The 19,137-nt window shown below is 42.0% G+C and carries 14 protein-coding genes and 1 tRNA gene; 11 read left to right on the top strand and 4 right to left on the bottom strand.

All coding sequences use genetic code 11. From position 1 onward, the window contains the following. Positions 1-38 precede the first annotated feature (38 nt). The 3 genes from CFE23_RS00690 (at position 39) to CFE23_RS00680 (ending at position 2,027) form a co-directional block, all read left to right on the top strand. A complete protein-coding gene (locus CFE23_RS00690) occupies positions 39-281 on the top strand; it encodes a hypothetical protein (RefSeq protein ID WP_291082509.1) in 243 nt (80 codons plus the stop codon). Positions 282-450: 169 nt separating this feature from the next. After that, the gene (locus CFE23_RS00685) at positions 451-1,680 is read left to right on the top strand and encodes a metallophosphoesterase (RefSeq protein WP_291082506.1); all 1,230 of its coding nucleotides are present in this window, start codon (positions 451-453) and stop codon (positions 1,678-1,680) included. 50 nt (positions 1,681-1,730) lie between these two features. After that, positions 1,731-2,027, top strand: coding sequence for a thioredoxin family protein (locus CFE23_RS00680; RefSeq protein WP_291082503.1), 297 nt, complete (start codon positions 1,731-1,733; stop codon positions 2,025-2,027). Here CFE23_RS00680 and CFE23_RS00675 read toward each other — a convergent pair. Beyond that, positions 2,024-2,659, bottom strand: coding sequence for a polysaccharide deacetylase family protein (locus CFE23_RS00675; protein WP_291082500.1), 636 nt, complete (start codon positions 2,657-2,659; stop codon positions 2,024-2,026). The genes CFE23_RS00680 and CFE23_RS00675 overlap by 4 nt on opposite strands. A gap of 47 nt (positions 2,660-2,706) precedes the next feature. Next, positions 2,707-6,000 carry a DUF2723 domain-containing protein gene (locus tag CFE23_RS00670; protein WP_291082496.1) on the bottom strand — a complete coding sequence of 1,098 codons (3,294 nt, stop codon included), beginning with the start codon at positions 5,998-6,000 and terminating at the stop codon, positions 2,707-2,709. 236 nt (positions 6,001-6,236) lie between these two features. Here CFE23_RS00670 and CFE23_RS00665 point away from each other — a divergent pair. After that, positions 6,237-6,307, top strand: a tRNA-Gln gene (locus tag CFE23_RS00665). Between the two features lie 77 nt (positions 6,308-6,384). Here the strand turns inward: CFE23_RS00665 and CFE23_RS00660 are convergent. Further along, positions 6,385-7,209 (bottom strand): universal stress protein, encoded by an 825-nt coding sequence (locus CFE23_RS00660; RefSeq protein ID WP_291082493.1) that lies wholly within the window; start codon positions 7,207-7,209, stop codon positions 6,385-6,387. Between the two features lie 174 nt (positions 7,210-7,383). Here CFE23_RS00660 and rimP point away from each other — a divergent pair, with 174 nt between their 5' ends. From rimP to infB, 3 genes are read left to right on the top strand one after another with little or no spacing between them, the layout of a single operon-like run. Further along, on the top strand, positions 7,384-7,851 hold the full coding sequence (rimP, locus tag CFE23_RS00655; RefSeq protein ID WP_291082489.1) for a ribosome assembly cofactor RimP: 468 nt from the start codon (positions 7,384-7,386) through the stop codon (positions 7,849-7,851). A 10-nt stretch (positions 7,852-7,861) separates the two neighbouring features. After that, the gene (gene nusA, locus CFE23_RS00650) at positions 7,862-9,106 is read left to right on the top strand and encodes a transcription termination factor NusA (protein ID WP_291082486.1); all 1,245 of its coding nucleotides are present in this window, start codon (positions 7,862-7,864) and stop codon (positions 9,104-9,106) included. A 51-nt stretch (positions 9,107-9,157) separates the two neighbouring features. Then, positions 9,158-11,938 (top strand): translation initiation factor IF-2, encoded by a 2,781-nt coding sequence (gene infB, locus CFE23_RS00645; protein WP_291082483.1) that lies wholly within the window; start codon positions 9,158-9,160, stop codon positions 11,936-11,938. Positions 11,939-12,097: 159 nt separating this feature from the next. On the opposite strand, the gene CFE23_RS00640 is transcribed toward infB, so the two are convergent. Further along, the gene (locus CFE23_RS00640) at positions 12,098-12,451 is read right to left on the bottom strand and encodes an SPOR domain-containing protein (protein ID WP_291082778.1); all 354 of its coding nucleotides are present in this window, start codon (positions 12,449-12,451) and stop codon (positions 12,098-12,100) included. Between the two features lie 254 nt (positions 12,452-12,705). On the opposite strand from CFE23_RS00640, the gene CFE23_RS00635 reads away from it, so the two are divergent. The 4 genes from CFE23_RS00635 to CFE23_RS00620 are packed head-to-tail and all read left to right on the top strand — an operon-like array spanning position 12,706 to position 19,135. After that, entirely contained in the window at positions 12,706-14,055 is a 1,350-nt protein-coding gene (locus tag CFE23_RS00635; RefSeq protein WP_291082480.1) for a c-type cytochrome, read from the top strand. Between the two features lie 58 nt (positions 14,056-14,113). Continuing rightward, complete coding sequence (locus tag CFE23_RS00630) at positions 14,114-17,179, top strand: TAT-variant-translocated molybdopterin oxidoreductase (RefSeq protein ID WP_291082477.1); 3,066 nt, start codon at positions 14,114-14,116, stop codon at positions 17,177-17,179. 32 nt (positions 17,180-17,211) lie between these two features. After that, positions 17,212-18,615, top strand: coding sequence for an NrfD/PsrC family molybdoenzyme membrane anchor subunit (gene nrfD / locus CFE23_RS00625; protein ID WP_291082475.1), 1,404 nt, complete (start codon positions 17,212-17,214; stop codon positions 18,613-18,615). Beyond that, a complete protein-coding gene (locus CFE23_RS00620) occupies positions 18,608-19,135 on the top strand; it encodes a DUF3341 domain-containing protein (RefSeq protein ID WP_291082472.1) in 528 nt (175 codons plus the stop codon). Before nrfD ends, CFE23_RS00620 begins: the two co-directional genes overlap by 8 nt. The last annotated feature ends 2 nt before the right edge of the window (positions 19,136-19,137 follow it).

Here is a 19,137-nt window from a genome sequence, read left to right as displayed (position 1 = left end):
GTAGTTTTGACCTGTTAAACAATTAAAAAATATACACGATGAAAAATTTATTGATGGCAGCGGTTTTAGTATTAGGAACAAGTGCTATGGCCACAGCACAGGCAAGTCAGCCAAAAGCAGTTCCTGCGAAAGAAGTTAAATCTGAAAAACATGCAAAGAAAGCAGCTAAAGAAGTAAAGGCAGAGTTGAAGGCAGAAGCAAAAAAGACTACGGCTACTGTAAAGACAGCTACTCCTGCTAAAAAAGAAGTAAAGGCAGTAAAAACAACTGCAACAAAATAATAACCGTTTTTAATGGTCACTACATTATAAAAGGTTTTTGATTAAGGTGATAGTGTTTTATGTTGAAGAACCGGTGGAATCTTTCTACCGGTTTTTTTTGCGTTAAAAATTTCGTAAGAAAAAAAGATTGCAATGCCATTCTTTGTTAATTTGCAAAAACAATTAAAAAATGATTCGTTGGATTATTGCTATAGCTATTTTTCTACTCATAGAAATTTATGCTTTTCAGGCGTTCCGGACAGTAACAAAAATCCGATGGGTGCTTTCTGGTTACACTATCTTCAGTGTATTGATCATGATTTTTCTGCTGTACTCGTTTTCCCAATTTGACCGCACCGTTGGCCAAAGCAAGCTAATGGTATTCACATTTACGCTTTTTATCCTGGTATATGTGCCAAAAATCCTGCTGATGATTGTCATGTTTGGTGAAGACATTTTCCGCTTATTTGCGAGTGCAGGGAATTACTTTCTGACAAAAACGACGGTCGGAGCGATCCCTTCACGGCGTAAATTTGTGAGTCAAATCGCACTGGCATTGGCAGCAATTCCATTTTCGTCCCTGATTTATGGTATTTTCGAAGGGAAATACAATTTTAAAGTGATCCGGCAGACGATTTTTTTTCCGGATTTGCCCGACGCATTCGATGGATTCAGGATTACGCAGATTTCTGATGTGCACAGTGGTAGTTTTGATGATAAGGAAAAAATTGAGTATGCGATCGACCTTATCAATCAGGAGGAATCAGACATGATGCTGTTTACGGGAGACATTGTAAACACTTTTGCCAAAGAGATGTACCCCTGGATCGACACTTTCAATCGGATAAAGCCTTATAAATACGGAAAATTTTCGGTATTGGGGAACCATGATTACGGCGAGTACCTCAAGTGGCATTCCGAATATGCGAAGGAAATGAATTTCAAGGCCATCAAAGACCTGTATGGGCAGATTGGTTTTGAGTTGATGCTGAATGAGCACCGGTTTATAGAGAAGGATGGACAGAAGATCGCGTTGGTTGGCGTTGAAAATTGGGGAAAGAATTTCAAAAAGGCCGGCGATCTGAATAAGGCGTCGCTGGGTTTAACGGACCAGGATTTCAAAGTACTGATGTCCCACGACCCTTCGCACTGGGAGTATCAGGTGAAGAATGACCCTAAGCACTTTCATTTGACGTTGTCAGGACACACCCATGGCCTGCAATTCGGGATTGAAATACCGGGATTTTTAAAGTGGAGCCCTGCGCAGTACATTTACAAACAATGGGCGGGATTGTATGAGCATCTGGGAAGGTATGTTTATGTGAATCGCGGGTTTGGCTTTCATGCCTATCAGGGTAGGGCTGGTATCTGGCCGGAAATTACCATTATCCAACTAAAAAAAGGCGAGAAAGTAGCATAATTCGTTAAAAATATTACATTTGTATATTCGTTGACTCAAAAAATTTTTTTATGTCAAAATTTGGTGAATTGATTAATGCCCAGGTTCCGGTTCTGATTGACTTTTATACAGAGTGGAATGAGCAGTCCGTTTTGATGCATCCGGTTATCCGTGATGTGGCTGCGGCTTTAGGGGATAAGGCTAAGGTCATTAAGATCGATGTGGACAAAAATCAGGAGCTGGCTGATGCGTTAAGGATTAAAGGCCTTCCCACTCTTATGATTTATAAGGACGGACAGATGATCTGGAGGCAGTCCGGTGAGCTCGACGCAAATACACTTATTGGAATTGTGCAGGAGCAACTTTAAACGATTTTTTCAAACCGATATCCTTTTTCTTTCAAAATTCTTATTGTTTCAGGAAGTGCCACTTGAAGGTTTTTAAACGCCTTTACGCTGTCGTGAAAAATGATAATGCTTCCGGCGGTAGTTTTCGCTGTGGCGTTTTTCGTGCATTGCTCCGGGGCAATGTTTTGATCAAAGTCGGCGCTCAAAACGTCCCACATAATGATTTTACTGCCGGCTCGTATGACTTTGTTTGTTTGCGCAGTTGTCATTTTGCCATAGGGCGGCCTGAATAAATCTGAAAAAACACCCTGATTTTCAATTTCCTGTTGGCATTGGCTAAAATTTTCAATGTATTTCTGCTGATCTGTTTTCCATCCGTTGAGGTGGTTGAAGGTGTGGTTTCCTATGGAATGGCCGTCGACTACTACTTTTTTAAATATTTCCGGGTATTTGCGGATGTTGTCTCCAATACAGAAGAAAGTGGCCTTAACCTGCTCCGTTTTCAGGATTTCCAGTACCCAGGGTGTCACTTCGGGCGTAGGGCCATCGTCAAATGTCAGGTAGACCGTGCTTGTCTTATTTGGCAAATCCCAGACAAAGCTTGAAAACAGCCGCTTGACAATCCAATTTGTTTTGATCCAGTAGAAATTCATAGGAAAAAAAACAGCAACCCTTGGATTGCTGTTGTATTTGTTGTGGGCTACTTTTCTTTTTCAAATCCGTAGGCTTCGTACAGCTTATCAAATCTTTTCGTGTAATTTAAGAAAGTTGTATGTATTGGGCCATATACGGTAGTGTCATTATTGTCTTTTATAATTTCCAATTGGCCATTATATTTCTGGATTTCGGTAAAAATATCCTTGTAAAGATCTTTCTGCTCGGCGAGCGAAAGCGTGCTGTAATAGTTTAAGTTTTCCTGATATTTTTTAATGATTTTTGCAGAAAGCGCTCTCGCTTTGTCAACTTCCCGGAGTTTATAATACCCATTTACAAAAGGATCAAGCATCATATAATAACCATAGAATTCAAACGGCATTTTGGTCATCGCCAGGTCAATTACTTTTTTAGCCTTCTCCGTCTTGCCTTCTTTAATCAGCTGGTCCATGAGCCTTGCCAGATTTGTCCGGAATGAAATGCTGTTTTTCCTTGTTTCGGGATCATGATAAATGTGTGGGCTTTCGCCGTTGCCCCAATCCCATTTCATTACGATATCAAACATTTTGTCAGAATCGATCTGTCCCATATCCATCTGGCTGCTTTCTTTGTCAAGGGTTGTTTTTACGGGAACCAGTTTGTAAACCATTCCGTCCAGTTGCAGGTAATCTTTCATCCAAAGGTATTCCTCGTCACTAGCGCTTCCACCTGTAAAATAAACCGGTCGTTTCCAATTGTTATTCTTAAGGATATCAAGCATCATGAGCCTGTTTTTGTACAAGCCGTTTCCTTTGATGTCAATATCGATATAGGGTACAATGGAGTCATAGTATTTTGGGCTCACCACTTTATTGGCGATAATCTGGTTTTTGTCAACCGGAATACGTATTTTATTGGTCAGGTAAGAATGGAGTTTGTTGCCATTTTTAAGTTCAATCATCGTTCTTGGATCTCGTATGAAATTGATAAAGAATCCCACATCCCAGCGCGTGCTATCCTGTCCGGTGTAAGCAACGTAGTCCAGCTTGTCCCCTACGTACTCGCTGTGTTTGAACGTGATAGGCATCGGTGCAGATTCATAAGCTTTTGCCTTCATCTGGTCGATGTACCAGTCGGTCATGAACAGGCTGGTGTTTACAATACGGACATCGGTACGGACCTTCTCTATTTCCTGGGCATACCACAAAGGAAAGGTATCATTATCGCCGATAGTAAATAATATAGCATTGGGCTCGCAAGAATTCAGGTATGCTTTTGCCATAGAAACAGCTGTATATTTCCCGGAACGATCATGGTCATCCCAGTTTTGTGAAGCCATGAGCACGGGTGCGGCCAGTAGCGTTACGCCCAATGTGAGCGGTACCAGCACTTTTGTGGAAAGCCATTTTTTCGACGAATCGTAAATCGAATAGACTCCAAAACCGAGCCACATCGCAAAAACGTAAAATGAGCCTACGAGCGCGTAATCCCTTTCGCGTGGTTCAAATGGACGTTCGTTAAGGTAGATCTTAAGGGCGATTCCGGTGAATAGAAACAGTACCAAAAGGACATAAAAACTTTTCAGATCTTTACCGGCGTGATATATGAATCCAATTAAGCCTAAAATAAAAGGAAGTGCAAAATACAGATTACGGCCTTTGTTATTTAAAACATCCGATGGCAGATTATCCTGCGATCCCAGCCTAAGCTCATCAAACGGTTTAATTCCGGTCATCCAGTTGGCGTCAATATTGTCATACGTGCCCTGAAGGTCGTTTTGCTTCCCACTGAAGTTCCACATCAGATACCTCCAATACATGTAACCAAATTGGTATTCCACCATAAAGCTGAGGTTATCAGCGGTCGTCGGTTTATTGATGATCAGGTAATCGCCATAACTTTTGAGGAATTTAGAGTAGCCTTCGATACCAATTTCATTTTTCCGGTAGGCCGTCTTGAATTCCGCAACTGTTTTTTCAACTTCGTGATACAATTCTGCTTCGGCTTCCTGAATTTTTTCCGGCTCCATAGACAAGGTGTCAATGCCGTACTGCGCTAGATCCTCTTTGTAAGGATATTCTGGATTGGCGCGAAATTCAAGAGGATGGCTGAAACGCATATAATTCTCTGCGTGTTCTGTGCTCCACATCCTGGGCAGAATGGCCTTTTGGTTGTCGTCAGTGTTCTGCTCAGCGTTCTTGTAATTGTTTGTGATGACATATTTGCCGGTCTTGTAATCCCTTTCGTAGTTAGGCTCCTTATCGATATAAGGGTGTTCCTTATCAAGTCCTGCATAAAGATCCGAGAACTGTGGTCCGTAAAAAAGTGGATTTACACCATATTGCTCGCGGTTGTAGTAGGCCAATACTTCTCTCGCATCAGAAGGTTTGTTTTCATTAATCACGGTATTGGCATTGGCGCGAATCGGGAGCATCATCCAGGTTGAAAAGCCAATCAGAATAAACAGGATACACAGTATTCCGGTATTTAACTGCACATAACCTTTATTCTTTGTGAACTTCAACCCAAAGTAAAAGAAAGCGATAAAAAGTAACGCTACGAATATGGTCCCGGAATTAAAAGGAAGATTTAATTCGTTTACCATATACACTTCGGTATTGGCAAAGAAAGACATGGTCAATGGCAGTAGAAGCTTGAAAATAAATAGCAGAATCGCAACAACAACAATGTTGGCTACGATGAAGTTTTTCAGTGTGATTTTCTCGTAATGCTTAAAATAATACAGGAATCCGATTGCGGGGATAGTGAGTAGCGCCATAAAGTGTACGCCAAATGTCAATCCTATGATTAGAGAAATGATCAAAAGCCAACGGTTTCCGCGTGGGGTGTTCATATCCTGTTCCCATCGAAGCCCAAGCCATAACAGCAATGATATGAGTAACATTGCCATTGCGTATACCTCGGCTTCTACGGCGTTAAACCAAAAACTATCTGAAAACGTAAAAGCGAGCGCGCCTACTGCGGAACTCCCTAAAATCATCATCATATTGTGCCTGGTCAATTCAGAATATCCGGACACCACTTTTTTGAGAATCATGGAGGAAGACCAAAACATAAACAGGATGGTGAATGCGCTGGAGAACACGGACATCATGTTCACCATCAAGGCGACCAGTTTTTCATTCCCGAAAGCAAACATCGCAAAGAAAGCGCCTAACATTTGGAAAAGTGGTGCTCCGGGAGGATGGCCAACTTCAAGTTTAGCCGCGGTAGGAATGTATTCGCCACAATCCCAAAAACTCATGGTCGGTTCTACCGTCAGGGTGTAGGTGATCAAAGCGATTGTAAATACACACCAGCCGGTAATTGTATTCCATTTTTTAAAGTTGAAAGGCACCATAAATCTTAGCTGTTTCTGTTTTTATTTTGTGATACAAAGAAAATGTTTTTTTATGTAATCAAATACGCATTAACATTTTTTTCATTAATTGGCTGATTATTTGGTTAAAGGGTTTCGTTTGCTGGGTTTTTAAGAAGGTGATATATTCCGCTACAGCGTAAATTATTTGTTTTTTAGGTAAAAAAATTTGGAGGGTTTATTTTTTGTGCTAAATTTGCACTCGCAATACGCAATGCTGGCCCATGGTGTAATGGTAACACTACGGTTTTTGGTGCCGTCTTTCTAGGTTCGAGTCCTAGTGGGCCAACAGAAAAAGCCTCCCAATCGGGAGGCTTTTTTGTTTTGAATTGTTTTACGATGCAATCTCTTTCGATGAATAGGCTGCTATATTTTAAAAGTAACAACAGGTCTGATGGCATGGCTCACGAGGTCTTCACTGATGCTTCCGTTGAAGAAATGTGCAAATCCGGTCCTTCCGTGCGTGCACACGCCTATGATATCTGCATCTACTTTATTCGCAAAATTAAGCACACCTTTTTCTACATTGGTATCGTTGTAGATGTGCACGGAATGTTTGTTTATCACAAAATCCTTCAGGAAGTCCTTCATGATCTTTTCGGCGACCATGGTAGATTTAAAACTGTTTGGTGTGTTAATCATTACCAGATTTAAGTCTGCATCAAAAATATTGGCGAAATCGACTAATTTCTGGAAGGGTTTTCTGATTTCGTTTGAAAAATCGGATGCAAAAACAAAATTCTCAGCCTTAAAGTTTGGGATGTGGCTTTTGACGACCAAAACCGGGATGTCGGAAGTGCGTACTGTTTTTTCAGCAATAGATCCGATGCTGTCATTATTAAAACCGGACGCCCCGTGCGAACCCATTACAATCAGATCAATGTTGTGTTCTTTGCTATATGTGGCAATGCCTTCAAAAGCTTTCTCGCTTCGGGCTTCAGTGACGACATGTATTCCATTAAGTTCACCGTTTTCACGTAGTAATGCCAGTTTGTCCTGTGTCTTTTTAAGAAAAAGCATAACTTCAGGAATATTAACGCCGCTGCTGACAGCATCGTTCATGTGGGTAGGGAGATCTAATAGATTAAGAAGATAGAGATCGCTGTTTGTTTTTTTTGCGATTTGTGCGGCGACATTCATCGCATAATTGGCGTGTTCAGAAAAATCAGTAGGGACGAGAATCCTTTTCATAATAAAAAGTGTAAGAAGATTATTAAAAAATCAATTGTTTTAACAATTTAAAGGTAAGAATTATTTTTAGATAAGGCAATGATTTTGATTTACAAAAAAATCGCTATATTTGCACCGTTATTTATTAAAACTTAAATAATGAGGGGAGCATCGCTCCCCTCTTTTTATAAAATTATGACATTCACGGAAAAAGTCACCGAATTATTAGAAAAAGGACTCGAGGAAAAGCCGTCCATTTTTTTAATTGACCTAAATATTTCAGATGGTTTCAAGGTTATGGTAACCATAGACGGAGACCATGGTGTCACATTACAGGATTGTATTGACATCAGCCGGGCTATTGAACACAACCTGGATCGGGAAGAGCAGGATTTTTCGTTGGAAGTCGCTTCGGCAGGTGTTTCATCGCCGCTGAAAAATGTCAGGCAGTATAAGAAAAACCTTGGCAGGACTTTGAAAGTAAAAACAGGTTCAGAAAACATTGAAGGTGAGCTTGTTGAGGTAAATGAGGAATTTATTACCTTAGCATGGCAGGCCAGGGAACCGAAGAAAATTGGAAAAGGAAAGGAAACAGTGCAGAAGCAGCAGCAGATTCCTTATTCAGATATAAAAGAAGCAATGGTTACAATAACATTTAATTAAAAGAGTTGGCATGGAAAATTTAGCATTAATCGATTCATTTTCAGAGTTTAAAGACGATAAGCTCATTGATCGTGTAACGCTTATGGCGATTTTGGAAGATGTGTTTCGCAATGCATTGAAGAAGAAATTCGGTTCAGATGATAATTTTGATATCATCATCAATCCTGATAAAGGAGATATGGAGATCTGGAGAAGAAGGGTTATCGTTGCTGATGACGATTTGGATCTTGAAAATGAGGAAATCACGCTGACCGAAGCTAGAAAAATTGAACCTGACTTTGAAATCGGAGAAGAAGTTTCCGAAGAAGTGAAACTGATTGACCTGGGAAGACGCGCCATTTTAGCGCTGCGCCAAAATCTTATTTCAAAAATACACGAACACGATAACACCAATCTTTATAAGCAATTTAAAGACCTTATCGGAGAGATTTACACTGCTGAAGTGCACCACGTCCGTCCAAGAGTTGTAATTTTGGTTGACGACGAAGGAAATGAAATTGTATTGCCTAAGGAAAAACAGATCCCGTCAGACTTTTTCAGGAAAGGAGATAATGTTCGTGGAATTATAGAAAACGTTGAATTGAAAGGGAATAAGCCGCAAATCATTATGTCCCGTACCTCTGAAAAGTTTCTGGAAAAACTTTTTGAACAGGAAATTCCCGAGGTTTTTGATGGCTTGATCATGGTTAAAAATGTCGTGAGAATTCCCGGTGAGAAAGCTAAAGTGGCTGTCGATTCATATGATGACCGGATTGACCCTGTGGGTGCTTGTGTGGGTATGAAGGGTTCCAGGATTCACGGTATTGTGCGTGAATTGGGTAATGAAAACATTGACGTCATCAATTACACAACGAACACACAGTTGTACATTACCAGGGCATTAAGTCCGGCAAAAGTGTCTTCGATCAAAATTAATGAGGAAACCAAAAGAGCAGAAGTATTTTTGAAACTCGAAGAGGTGTCAAAAGCTATCGGAAGGGGTGGACACAATATCAAACTGGCCGGCCTGCTTACAGGTTATGAGCTTGATGTAATCCGTGAAGGGAATATTGCTGAAGAAGAGGATGATGTTGAATTAACAGAATTCTCGGATGAGATTGAAGACTGGGTGATTGCTGAATTTGCAAAAATCGGTCTGGATACGGCGAGAAGTATTCTTAAACAGGATGTCAATGATCTTGTGAGAAGAACAGATCTTGAAGAGGAGACCATTCTTGACGTAATGCGAATCCTTACTGAAGAATTTAACAACTAAAGATACCTTTCAAACAACAACACAACTAAAAGGTAATTATAAAAACTATTTATGTCTGAAGAGAGAGTAATAAGAATTAACAAGGTTTTGAGGGAACTGAATATTTCCTTGGAAAGGGCCGTTGATTATCTTAAGGATAAGGGAATTGCTATCGATGCAAATCCAAACGCCAAGATTTCCGAGAAAGAATTTGGTATCCTCCAGGATCAATTTGCGGGCGACAGGGGGAATAAGGAAGCTTCGAAAGAAGTAGGTGAAGAAAAAAGAAAAGAAAAAGAAGCGTTGCGTATTGAGCGCGAACGTGAGATTGAAGAGAAACGCCGTTTGGATGAAGAGCGGATGAGAAGCCAGCAGGAGGTAATTAAGGCAAAGGCGGTAGTAACAGGACCTAAAACCGTTGGGACTATTGATCTGAATCCTAAGAAGCCTGCCGCTCCAACGCCTGTCCAGCCAGCGCCTGCTCAGCCAGCGCCTGTCCAGCCGGAACCTGCCAAAGCGGAGCCGGTAAAGCCTGCTGCTGTAGCGCCTACACCAGTTGTTGAGAAGGTGGAACCCGTTAAAACTGAATCTACTCCGGCCTCTACTACTTCTGAATCCGGTGAAGAGGCAATCACAACCCAATACGTTCAGCTTACCGGAGCAACGTTTACAGGTCAGACCATCGATTTGTCCCAGTTTGACAAACCGAAAAAGAAAAAAGAGGATCTTAAGATCACGCCTAATGCTCCTGGTTCGAATAACGCAGGTGCAAACGGGCTTAATAAAAATAAACGCAAACGGATTATTCCAAAACCAGGTGCGCCGAAACCAGGCACCCCAGGACAGGGAGGGCAAAATGCAGGAAATAACGCAAACCGCGGCGGAATTATAAAACCAGGGTTTAACAAGACTGGTAACCGTCCTGCGATTGTAGCGAAAGTAGAGCCTACGGAAGAGGAAGTGAAAAACCAAATTCGTGAGACACTCGAGAAACTTCAGGGTAAAGGCGGGAAATCAAAGGCTGCAAAATACAGAAGAGACAAACGGGATACGCACCGCCAGAAATCTGACGAGGAACAAAGGGCGATCGATGAAGGAAGTAAAACCATTAAGGTTACTGAATTCGTAACGGTTGGAGAAGTAGCAACCATGATGGATGTGCCAATTACCAAAGTGATCGGTACCTGTATGTCGCTTGGTATCATGGTAACCATGAACCAGCGTTTGGATGCTGAAACACTTACCATTGTTGCTGATGAATTTGGGTTTGATGTCGAATTCATTACCACAGAAATTGAAGACTCGATTAAAACGGTGGCGGACCGTCCTGAAGACCTTGTGAACCGCGCGCCAATCGTTACAGTAATGGGGCACGTTGACCACGGTAAAACGTCCCTGCTTGATTACATCCGTAAGGAGAATGTGATCGCCGGCGAATCAGGAGGAATTACCCAGCACATCGGCGCCTATGGTGTTACGCTGGATAACGGCCAGAAAATCGCCTTCCTCGATACACCGGGTCACGAAGCATTTACTGCGATGCGTGCACGTGGTGCTCAGGTTACGGATATCGCAATCATCGTGGTAGCCGCTGACGATGACATCATGCCGCAAACCAAAGAGGCTATCAGCCACGCACAGGCTGCGAATGTTCCGATTATTTTTGCAATCAACAAAGTGGATAAGCCAAACGCCAACCCTGAAAAGATTAAGGAAAGGCTAGCGGGTATGAATCTTTTGGTGGAAGACTGGGGCGGAAAAATCCAATCCCATGATATTTCTGCCAAAGTGGGAACCGGAGTAAAGGATTTGTTGGAAAAGGTGTTGCTTGAAGCAGAAATTCTTGATCTGAAAGCCAATCCGGACAAACCTGCTTCAGGAACCGTAGTGGAAGCCTTCCTTGACAAAGGTAAAGGTTACGTTTCTACGATTTTGGTTCAGGATGGTACGCTAAAAGTAGGAGACTACATGCTTGCCGGAAAACACCATGGTAAGATTAAAGCGATGCACGACGAGCGCGGACATGTTGTCAAAGAAGCAGGGCCTTCCACGCCAGTGTCGGTGCTCGGACTTGATGGTGCTGCGACTGCGGGTGATAAATTCAACGTTTTTGAGGATGAAAGGGAAGCCAAAGCGATTGCAGCCAAACGGACACAACTCATGCGCGAACAGTCTGTTCGTACACAAAGGCATATTACCCTTGCTGAAATCGGAAGACGTATCGCCCTTGGACAATTTAAGGAACTTAACATTATCCTTAAAGGTGACGTGGACGGTTCTGTGGAAGCGTTGTCTGACTCTTTCTCTAAATTGTCTACGGAAGAAATACAGATCAACATCATCCACAAAGGCGTTGGGGCCATTACAGAAACGGATGTAATGCTAGCGTCTGCTTCAGATGCAATCATCATCGGATTTAACGTCCGCCCTGCTGGAAATGCACGAGCATTGGCCGATAAGGAAGAAATAGACATCCGAAATTACTCCATCATCTATGATGCGATTGATGACCTGAAAGATGCGATGGAAGGCATGCTTTCCCCTGAAATGAAAGAGGAAATCACCGGAACTGCAGAGATTCGTGAGGTATTCAAAATTTCAAAAGTGGGTTCCATTGCAGGTTGTATGGTTACCGATGGAAAAATCTTCAGGAATTCTAAAATCAGGATTATCCGCGAAGGCGTCGTCGTTTTCACAGGCGAACTGGCCACTTTAAAACGTTTCAAGGATGACGTGAAGGAAGTTTCAAAAGGCTACGATTGTGGTATTCAGATTAAGAACTACAACGACATCGAGCAGCTTGACATTATCGAGGCTTTCCAGGAAGTAGCGGTGAAGAAAAAACTGAAATAACAGATCTATTTATAAATGAAAAACGTCCCCATCGGGACGTTTTTTTATGTGTATTGGTTTGATTTTTTGGAGCTGTTCCCGGGCTCCGTGGTATCTGTCATTCCGCATGGCTCCATGACAGGATGCCGCTGCGATCGGAGCTGGCGACAACAGACTTGATTAGTTATTAGGCTTAATCAACAATGCATTTGGATACTTTGATTTAATCTCATTGAGGTTGCGTTCTGCTTCAATACGTGTTTTAAAGTTTCCTACCCAGACTTTATAAAACGGCGTATTAAATATAATGGTTGCATCAAAGTTTTTAAACTCTTTCTTGAACTCGGACAGCGTTTTTTTAGAGCTCTCGCTGTCGCCGTTATAAATCTGGATTTTGTATCGGTCATTTACGGTGATCGAAGAGTTGATTCGTCGCTTCTCTTTGAGGAGATTTTCGAATTTTGGATCCTGCGTGACGGTAGTTTTGGCCTCCTGCGAAAACACGGGAATTACTGACAAAAATAAAATTGCCATGACGCACAAAACGGGTTTCCGATTGGTTTTTTTCATAAGTATGTGTTTTTTAAACAAATGTAATATTTCCTGCAATAACAGGCTTTGCAAAATTATTTAGAATTGGTATAAATTGGTTATTAAGATATATTTAAGGTTTTGAGAATGGTTCTTAAGTCGTATTTTTGTGCAGGTTTAAAAAGAGTGTATTGTGCTTTTTCATTGAGAATCAGGAAAAAAGGCGGTACGATCATTAGTCGATAATCATCTAAAATATGAAAAAGGTGGGTAACCATAATTCGATTTCAAGAAATTTATATTACAGTTTAGCTTTTCTGCTGGCTTTTTCCCTTACTTCCCTTGCTCAGGCTCCTGCTGCTCCTGCTCCTGCCGCTGCAACTACAGCTCCTGCTGCTGGTGCTTCTATGGCGGCTACTGCTGGTGGAGGAGATGCTGCTGCGGGCAAGGCATTGTTCAATTCCAATTGTGCTGCATGTCACAAACTTGACGCTAAGGCTACGGGCCCGGCTTTAAGGAACGTTGCAGAAAGGCATGATAAAGAATGGCTCTACAAGTGGATTCACAACAGTTCCGAGATGATTAAGTCCGGGGATGCTGCTGCCGTAAAATTGTTTGAAGAAAACAATAAGTCGGTGATGACGGCTTTTCCGCAATTGTCAACGACTGATATCGATAATATTATTGCTTATACATCGGAACCTGCACCTGCTGCTGCTCCTGCAACATCTGCAGGGCCTCCGGGAACTCATGCTGAAGGCGGGATGTCCAATAACCTAATTCTTGGTGCCTTGGCCGTCGTGATGATTATCCTGATTGTGATGCTGTTCCTTGTAACGAGGGTTCTCAAGAAAATTGCAAAGGCGAATGGTGTTGAATATGCGGCTGCTGAGCCGACGATGTCAATCTGGAAAGCGTATGCTAAAAATCAATTTCTCGTTTTGGTTACTGCGATATTCTTATTGCTTGCCAGTGGATATTATGTTTATGGTTTCTTAATGCAGATCGGAGTTGATCAGGGTTATGAGCCAGTACAGCCAATCCACTACTCGCACAAGATTCACGCTGGAGACAACGGTATTGATTGTAAGTATTGCCACTCTTCGGCAAGGGTTAGTAAGAACGCAGGAATTCCTTCATTGAACGTTTGTATGAACTGTCACAAGAATATTGCGGAATTCCAAGGTGATAAAGACTCTACTTATGCCTATTCTAAAGAATACTACACCGGAGAAATCCAAAAATTATACGAAGCAGTGGGTTGGGACAAAACAGCTCAGAAGTACACGGGTAAGACCCATCCTGTGAAGTGGGTTCGTATCCACAACCTTCCCGATTTTGCTTATTTTAACCACTCACAGCACGTTACGGTTGCTGGCGTTGAATGTCAGAAATGCCACGGGCCTGTTCAGACTTACGAAGTTCAAAAACAGTTCGCTCCTTTAACAATGGGTTGGTGTATCAATTGCCACCGTGAAACTGAAGTGAAAATGGAAGGCAACGACTATTATAAGAAAATACACGATGAACTTTCCAAAAGATATGGCGTAGACAAACTTACTGCGGCGCAGATGGGTGGTCTTGAATGTGGAAAATGCCATTATTAAAATCGGTTACGCCGGGTCGGAAAAACAAAATTTATTAAGAAGCTAATATTTATATAAGATGTCATCAAACAAAAAATACTGGAAAAGTGTTGAAGAACTAAACGAAAATAGTTCTATTGTTGAGGCGTTAAGAAATAACGAGTTTGTTGAAGCAATTCCTACGGATGAGTTTCTTGGGGATAAAGAAGCATTGTCTTCTTCTTCAACTACCCGTCGTGATTTCTTAAAGTACGTTGGATTTTCTACTGCAGCGGCATCGCTTGCGGCATGTGAGGGTCCGGTAGTTAAATCTATTCCTTATGTGGTGCAGCCGGAGCAGATCATTCCAGGTATTGCTAATTACTATGCAACTTCTGTCTTTGATGGTTTTGATTTTGCAAATATTCTTGTCAAAACAAGAGAAGGCCGTCCAATAAAAATAGAGAACAACAAAATGCCTGGCGCTCAGTTTTCTGCCAACGCCAGGGTTCATGCTTCCATTTTGTCACTGTATGACAGCATGCGTCTTAAAAATCCTAAGATAAAAGGTAAAGATGTGTCGTGGGCTGATGCTGATGCAAAAATAAAAAAGGGTCTTGCTGAAGCAAAAGCGAAAGGTGGACAGGTCGTTTTAATGACCAGCACATTGGCGAGTCCGTCAACTGAAAAATTAATTGCGGAATTTATCGCGCAGAATCCAACTGCTAAACATGTTGTTTATGATGCTGTATCTTCTTCTGAAGCACTTGATGCTTACGAAGCGGTTTATGGCGAACGTGCTTTGGTAGATTACGATTTTTCTAAGGCGGGTACTATTGTCTCTGTTGGTGCTGATTTTCTTGGCGACTGGCAGGGTGGTGGCTACGATGCAGGTTATGCAAAAGGTAGAGTTCCTTCTAAAGGGAAAATGTCGAAACATTTCCAGATGGAGTCAAATATGACGTTGTCGGGTGCTGCTGCGGATAATAGAATTCCGATGACTACAGCGCAGCAAAAACAAGCTTTGGTTCATATATATAATGTTGTTGTCGGTGGATCGGCTTCTGTATCTCTAGATGCAAACATCAAGGCGGGTGTTGACAAAGCCGCGCAACAATTGAAGTCTTCTGGTTCGAAAGGACTTTTGGTTTCGGGTATTCAGGATAAGAATGCCCAGCTGCTTGTTTTGGCAATCAACAGCAGGCTTGCGAGCGAGGCGTTTTTAGGGTCAGGAGTGAGACAGATTAGAAAAGGTTCTAACGAGAAAGTGAATCAGGTTGTTAATGATGTGAAAGCAGGTAAAGTTGCTGTTCTGATCATGAATGGCGTTAATCCTGTATATACGCTACCGAACGGAAAAGAATTTGGCGATGCCATTAAGAAAATGGAGTATTCTGTGACATTCTCTTTAAAAGATGATGAAACAGCGATGAACTCCGGAATCGCAATTGGTACTACCCATTATTTAGAATCTTGGGGTGATTTAAGCCTGTTGAAAGGAACTTATGCTCTTACGCAGCCAACCATCCGTCCATTATTCCCGAATACAAAACAATTTCAGGAAGCGCTTTTAGCATGGACAGGAAATTCAGGTACTTTTTATGACTATCTGAAAACCAGTTCTACCGCTTACACTGTTGGTTCAACATGGAATAAAGTGGTGCATGATGGCGTCTTTACAGGTGCAATCACGCCAATGAGCCCTGCAAATGTCGATGCTTCGGCCGCTGCTGCTACGCTTTCACAGTCAAAATCAGCTGGGACCGAATTAGTGCTTTATACAAAAACTGGAATGGGAGACGGCCAGCAGGCAAACAACCCTTGGCTTCAGGAGTTTCCAGATCCAATAACCAGAGTTTCCTGGGATAACTACGCGACAGTATCTGCCAAAGATGCGAAAGCGTGGGGTCTTGAGAATTATAATGTGGCAAATGGAGGATTAAACGGAAGCTATGTAACGCTTGAAGTGAATGGTGTTAAACTGGAAAATGTTCCGGTTATCATTCAACCAGGGCAGGCTTCTGGTACTATTGGTGTAGCACTAGGGTACGGTAAAAAGGCTGCTTTAAAAGAAGAAATGCAGGTAGGAGTTAATGCCTACACTTTATATAACGGCTTTAACGATGTTCAGTCAGTTAAAGTAACAAAATCTTCAGGTTCACATGAATTTGCCTGCATTCAGCTGCAGAAGACATTGATGGGCCGTGGAGATATTATCAAAGAGACGACATTGACCGTCTTCAATACTGAAGAAGCAGAGAAATGGAACGAGCAGCCGATGGTTTCTCTGGACCATAAAGAAGTTCCGGCTACTTCAGTGGATTTATGGGAGTCTTTTGATCATTCGGTTGGTCATCATTTTAATCTTTCGATCGATTTAAATGCCTGTACAGGTTGTGGGGCTTGTGTGATTGCCTGCCATGCTGAAAATAATGTTCCGGTGGTTGGAAAAACGGAAATGAGAAGAAGCCGTGATATGCATTGGTTGCGTATTGATAGGTACTACTCTTCCGAAGAGACCTTCGCTAAGGACGACGATAAAAAGGAAAATTTCAGCGGATTGTGGGGTAAGAAAGGCTCTTTGAGTGGTTTTGGTGAAATGGAAATTGCATATGCGGAAAATCCACAGGTTGCATTCCAGCCGGTGATGTGTCAGCACTGTAACCATGCACCTTGTGAAACAGTATGTCCGGTAGCGGCCACATCGCACTCACGTCAGGGGCAAAACCACATGGCATACAACCGATGCGTTGGAACGAGATATTGCGCGAATAACTGTCCTTATAAAGTACGTCGTTTTAACTGGTTCCTTTACAGCAAAAACAGTGAATTCGATTACTTCATGAACGACGATATGGGACGTATGGTACTAAATCCTGATGTGAATGTTCGTTCACGCGGGGTGATGGAAAAATGCTCCATGTGTATACAGAAAACACAGCTTACAATCCTCACCGCAAAACGTGAAGGAAGAGAAGTTAAAAAAGACGAATTTGAAACTGCATGTTCGGCTGCTTGTTCTTCAGGAGCTATGATTTTCGGTGATGTAAATAACAAAGAAAGCGAAGTGGCAAGATTGGCTGAAGATGAAAGAATGTATCATCTTTTAGAGCATGTGGGAACAAAACCAAATGTTTTCTATCACGTGAAAGTCAGAAACACTTAGTAAATAATTAATCAGAAACAATATAAAGGATTATGTCGTCTCACTACGAAGCACCCATTAGGAAACCTTTAGTCATAGGTGATAAAACTTATCACGATGTAACAGTAGATGTGGCCGCGCCTGTTGAAGGAAGGGCTAATAAACAATGGTGGTTGGTTTTCTCAATCGCATTGGCCGCTTTCCTTTGGGGAATAGGATGCATCACTTATACCATCTCTACAGGTATCGGAGTCTGGGGTCTAAACAGAACAGTAAACTGGGCCTGGGATATTACCAACTTCGTTTGGTGGGTAGGTATCGGTCACGCCGGTACTTTGATTTCCGCGGTACTTTTATTATTCCGCCAGAAATGGAGAATGGCCATTAACCGTTCGGCAGAAGCGATGACCATTTTCTCGGTGGTTCAGGCGGGTCTTTTCCCAATTATCCACATGGGACGTCCTTGGTTGGCTTATTGGGTATTACCGATTCCGAATCAGTTTGGATCACTTTGGGTTAACTTTAATTCGCCTCTACTTTGGGACGTGTTCGCAATCTCGACATATCTATCTGTTTCATTGGTTTTTTGGTGGACAGGTTTGCTGCCTGATTTTGCGATGATCAGGGATAGGGCTGTTACCCCGTTCACGAAGAAAATTTATAGCATTGTTAGTTTTGGATGGAGTGGACGTGCAAAAGATTGGCAGCGTTTCGAAGAGGTGTCTCTTGTACTTGCCGGTTTGGCAACGCCACTTGTACTTTCTGTTCACACGATCGTATCATTCGACTTTGCCACTTCCGTAATTCCTGGTTGGCATACTACTATATTCCCTCCTTACTTCGTTGCTGGTGCTGTATTCTCAGGTTTTGCGATGGTGAACACACTATTGATTATTATGAGAAAAGTGTCCCATCTTGAAGCTTACATTACTGTACAGCATATTGAGTTGATGAACATTATCATCATGATTACAGGATCTATCGTTGGTGTAGCTTACATTACCGAGTTGTTCGTGGCTTGGTATTCAGGGGTTGAATACGAACAGTACGCATTCCTTAACCGGGCTACTGGTCCTTACTGGTGGGCATATTGGTCAATGATGACTTGTAACGTATTTTCGCCGCAATTTATGTGGTTTAAAAAATTGCGTACCAGCATCATGTTCTCTTTCGTAATTTCCATCGTCGTTAACATTGGGATGTGGTTCGAAAGGTTCGTAATCATTGTAACGTCGTTACACAGGGATTACCTGCCATCTTCCTGGACGATGTTCCAGCCTACCTTTGTAGATATTGGTATTTTCATAGGAACAATAGGATTCTTCTTTGTGTTGTTTCTCCTTTATGCAAGGGCATTCCCAGTAATAGCTCAGGCAGAAGTTAAAACAATCCTGAAGTCATCTGGAGAAAATTATAAAAGAATAAGAGAAGCAAATAAAGATTCACACCATGAGTAGTAATAAAGTTATTTACGCTATTTATAACGATGATGACGTGCTTATGGACGCCGTCAAGAAAACGCGTGCTGCACATCATCATATTGAAGAGGTTTTTACGCCTTTTCCGGTTCACGGATTAGACAAGGCCATGGGAATTGCACCCACTAGATTAGCGATTTGTGCTTTTATCTACGGTTTGTGTGGTTTGTCATTTGCCACATGGATGATGAATAACATCATGATTTCCGACTGGCCACAGGATATTGGTGGTAAGCCAAGTTTTAGTTATATCCAGAACATGCCCGCGTTTGTACCGGTGATGTTTGAGATGACTGTATTTTTTGCCGCCCACCTTATGGTAATTACTTTTTATATGAGAAGTAGGTTATGGCCATTTAAGGAAGCCGAAAACCCTGATGTGAGAACAACAGACGATCACTTCTTGATGGAAGTTGCAGTAAAAGGAGACGAGGCTGACATGGTCACTTTTTTCCAGAATACCGGTGCAGTTGAAGTTAAAGTAATTGAAAAACATTAATA

The organism is Flavobacterium sp. BFFFF1 (assembly GCF_002256285.1).
Lineage (GTDB): Bacteria > Bacteroidota > Bacteroidia > Flavobacteriales > Flavobacteriaceae > Flavobacterium.
The sequence above is the reverse complement of the archived record's forward strand: the minus strand, read 5'-3'. Positions and strand labels throughout refer to the sequence as shown.

Excerpts from the sequence above, each read along its gene's own strand:
- nusA (WP_291082486.1), top strand. The coding sequence starts at position 7,862 with ATGGAAAATTTAGCATTAATCGATTCATTTTCAGAGTTTAAAGACGAT.
- CFE23_RS00675 (WP_291082500.1), bottom strand. The coding sequence starts at position 2,659 with ATGAATTTCTACTGGATCAAAACAAATTGGATTGTCAAGCGGCTGTTT.
- CFE23_RS00660 (WP_291082493.1), bottom strand. The coding sequence starts at position 7,209 with ATGAAAAGGATTCTCGTCCCTACTGATTTTTCTGAACACGCCAATTAT.
- infB (WP_291082483.1), top strand. The coding sequence starts at position 9,158 with ATGTCTGAAGAGAGAGTAATAAGAATTAACAAGGTTTTGAGGGAACTG.
- CFE23_RS00670 (WP_291082496.1), bottom strand. The coding sequence starts at position 6,000 with ATGGTGCCTTTCAACTTTAAAAAATGGAATACAATTACCGGCTGGTGT.
- CFE23_RS00620 (WP_291082472.1), top strand. The coding sequence starts at position 18,608 with ATGAGTAGTAATAAAGTTATTTACGCTATTTATAACGATGATGACGTG.
- CFE23_RS00690 (WP_291082509.1), top strand. The coding sequence starts at position 39 with ATGAAAAATTTATTGATGGCAGCGGTTTTAGTATTAGGAACAAGTGCT.
- CFE23_RS00635 (WP_291082480.1), top strand. The coding sequence starts at position 12,706 with ATGAAAAAGGTGGGTAACCATAATTCGATTTCAAGAAATTTATATTAC.
- CFE23_RS00685 (WP_291082506.1), top strand. The coding sequence starts at position 451 with ATGATTCGTTGGATTATTGCTATAGCTATTTTTCTACTCATAGAAATT.
- rimP (WP_291082489.1), top strand. The coding sequence starts at position 7,384 with ATGACATTCACGGAAAAAGTCACCGAATTATTAGAAAAAGGACTCGAG.
- CFE23_RS00680 (WP_291082503.1), top strand. The coding sequence starts at position 1,731 with ATGTCAAAATTTGGTGAATTGATTAATGCCCAGGTTCCGGTTCTGATT.
- nrfD (WP_291082475.1), top strand. The coding sequence starts at position 17,212 with ATGTCGTCTCACTACGAAGCACCCATTAGGAAACCTTTAGTCATAGGT.
- CFE23_RS00640 (WP_291082778.1), bottom strand. The coding sequence starts at position 12,451 with ATGGCAATTTTATTTTTGTCAGTAATTCCCGTGTTTTCGCAGGAGGCC.
- CFE23_RS00630 (WP_291082477.1), top strand. The coding sequence starts at position 14,114 with ATGTCATCAAACAAAAAATACTGGAAAAGTGTTGAAGAACTAAACGAA.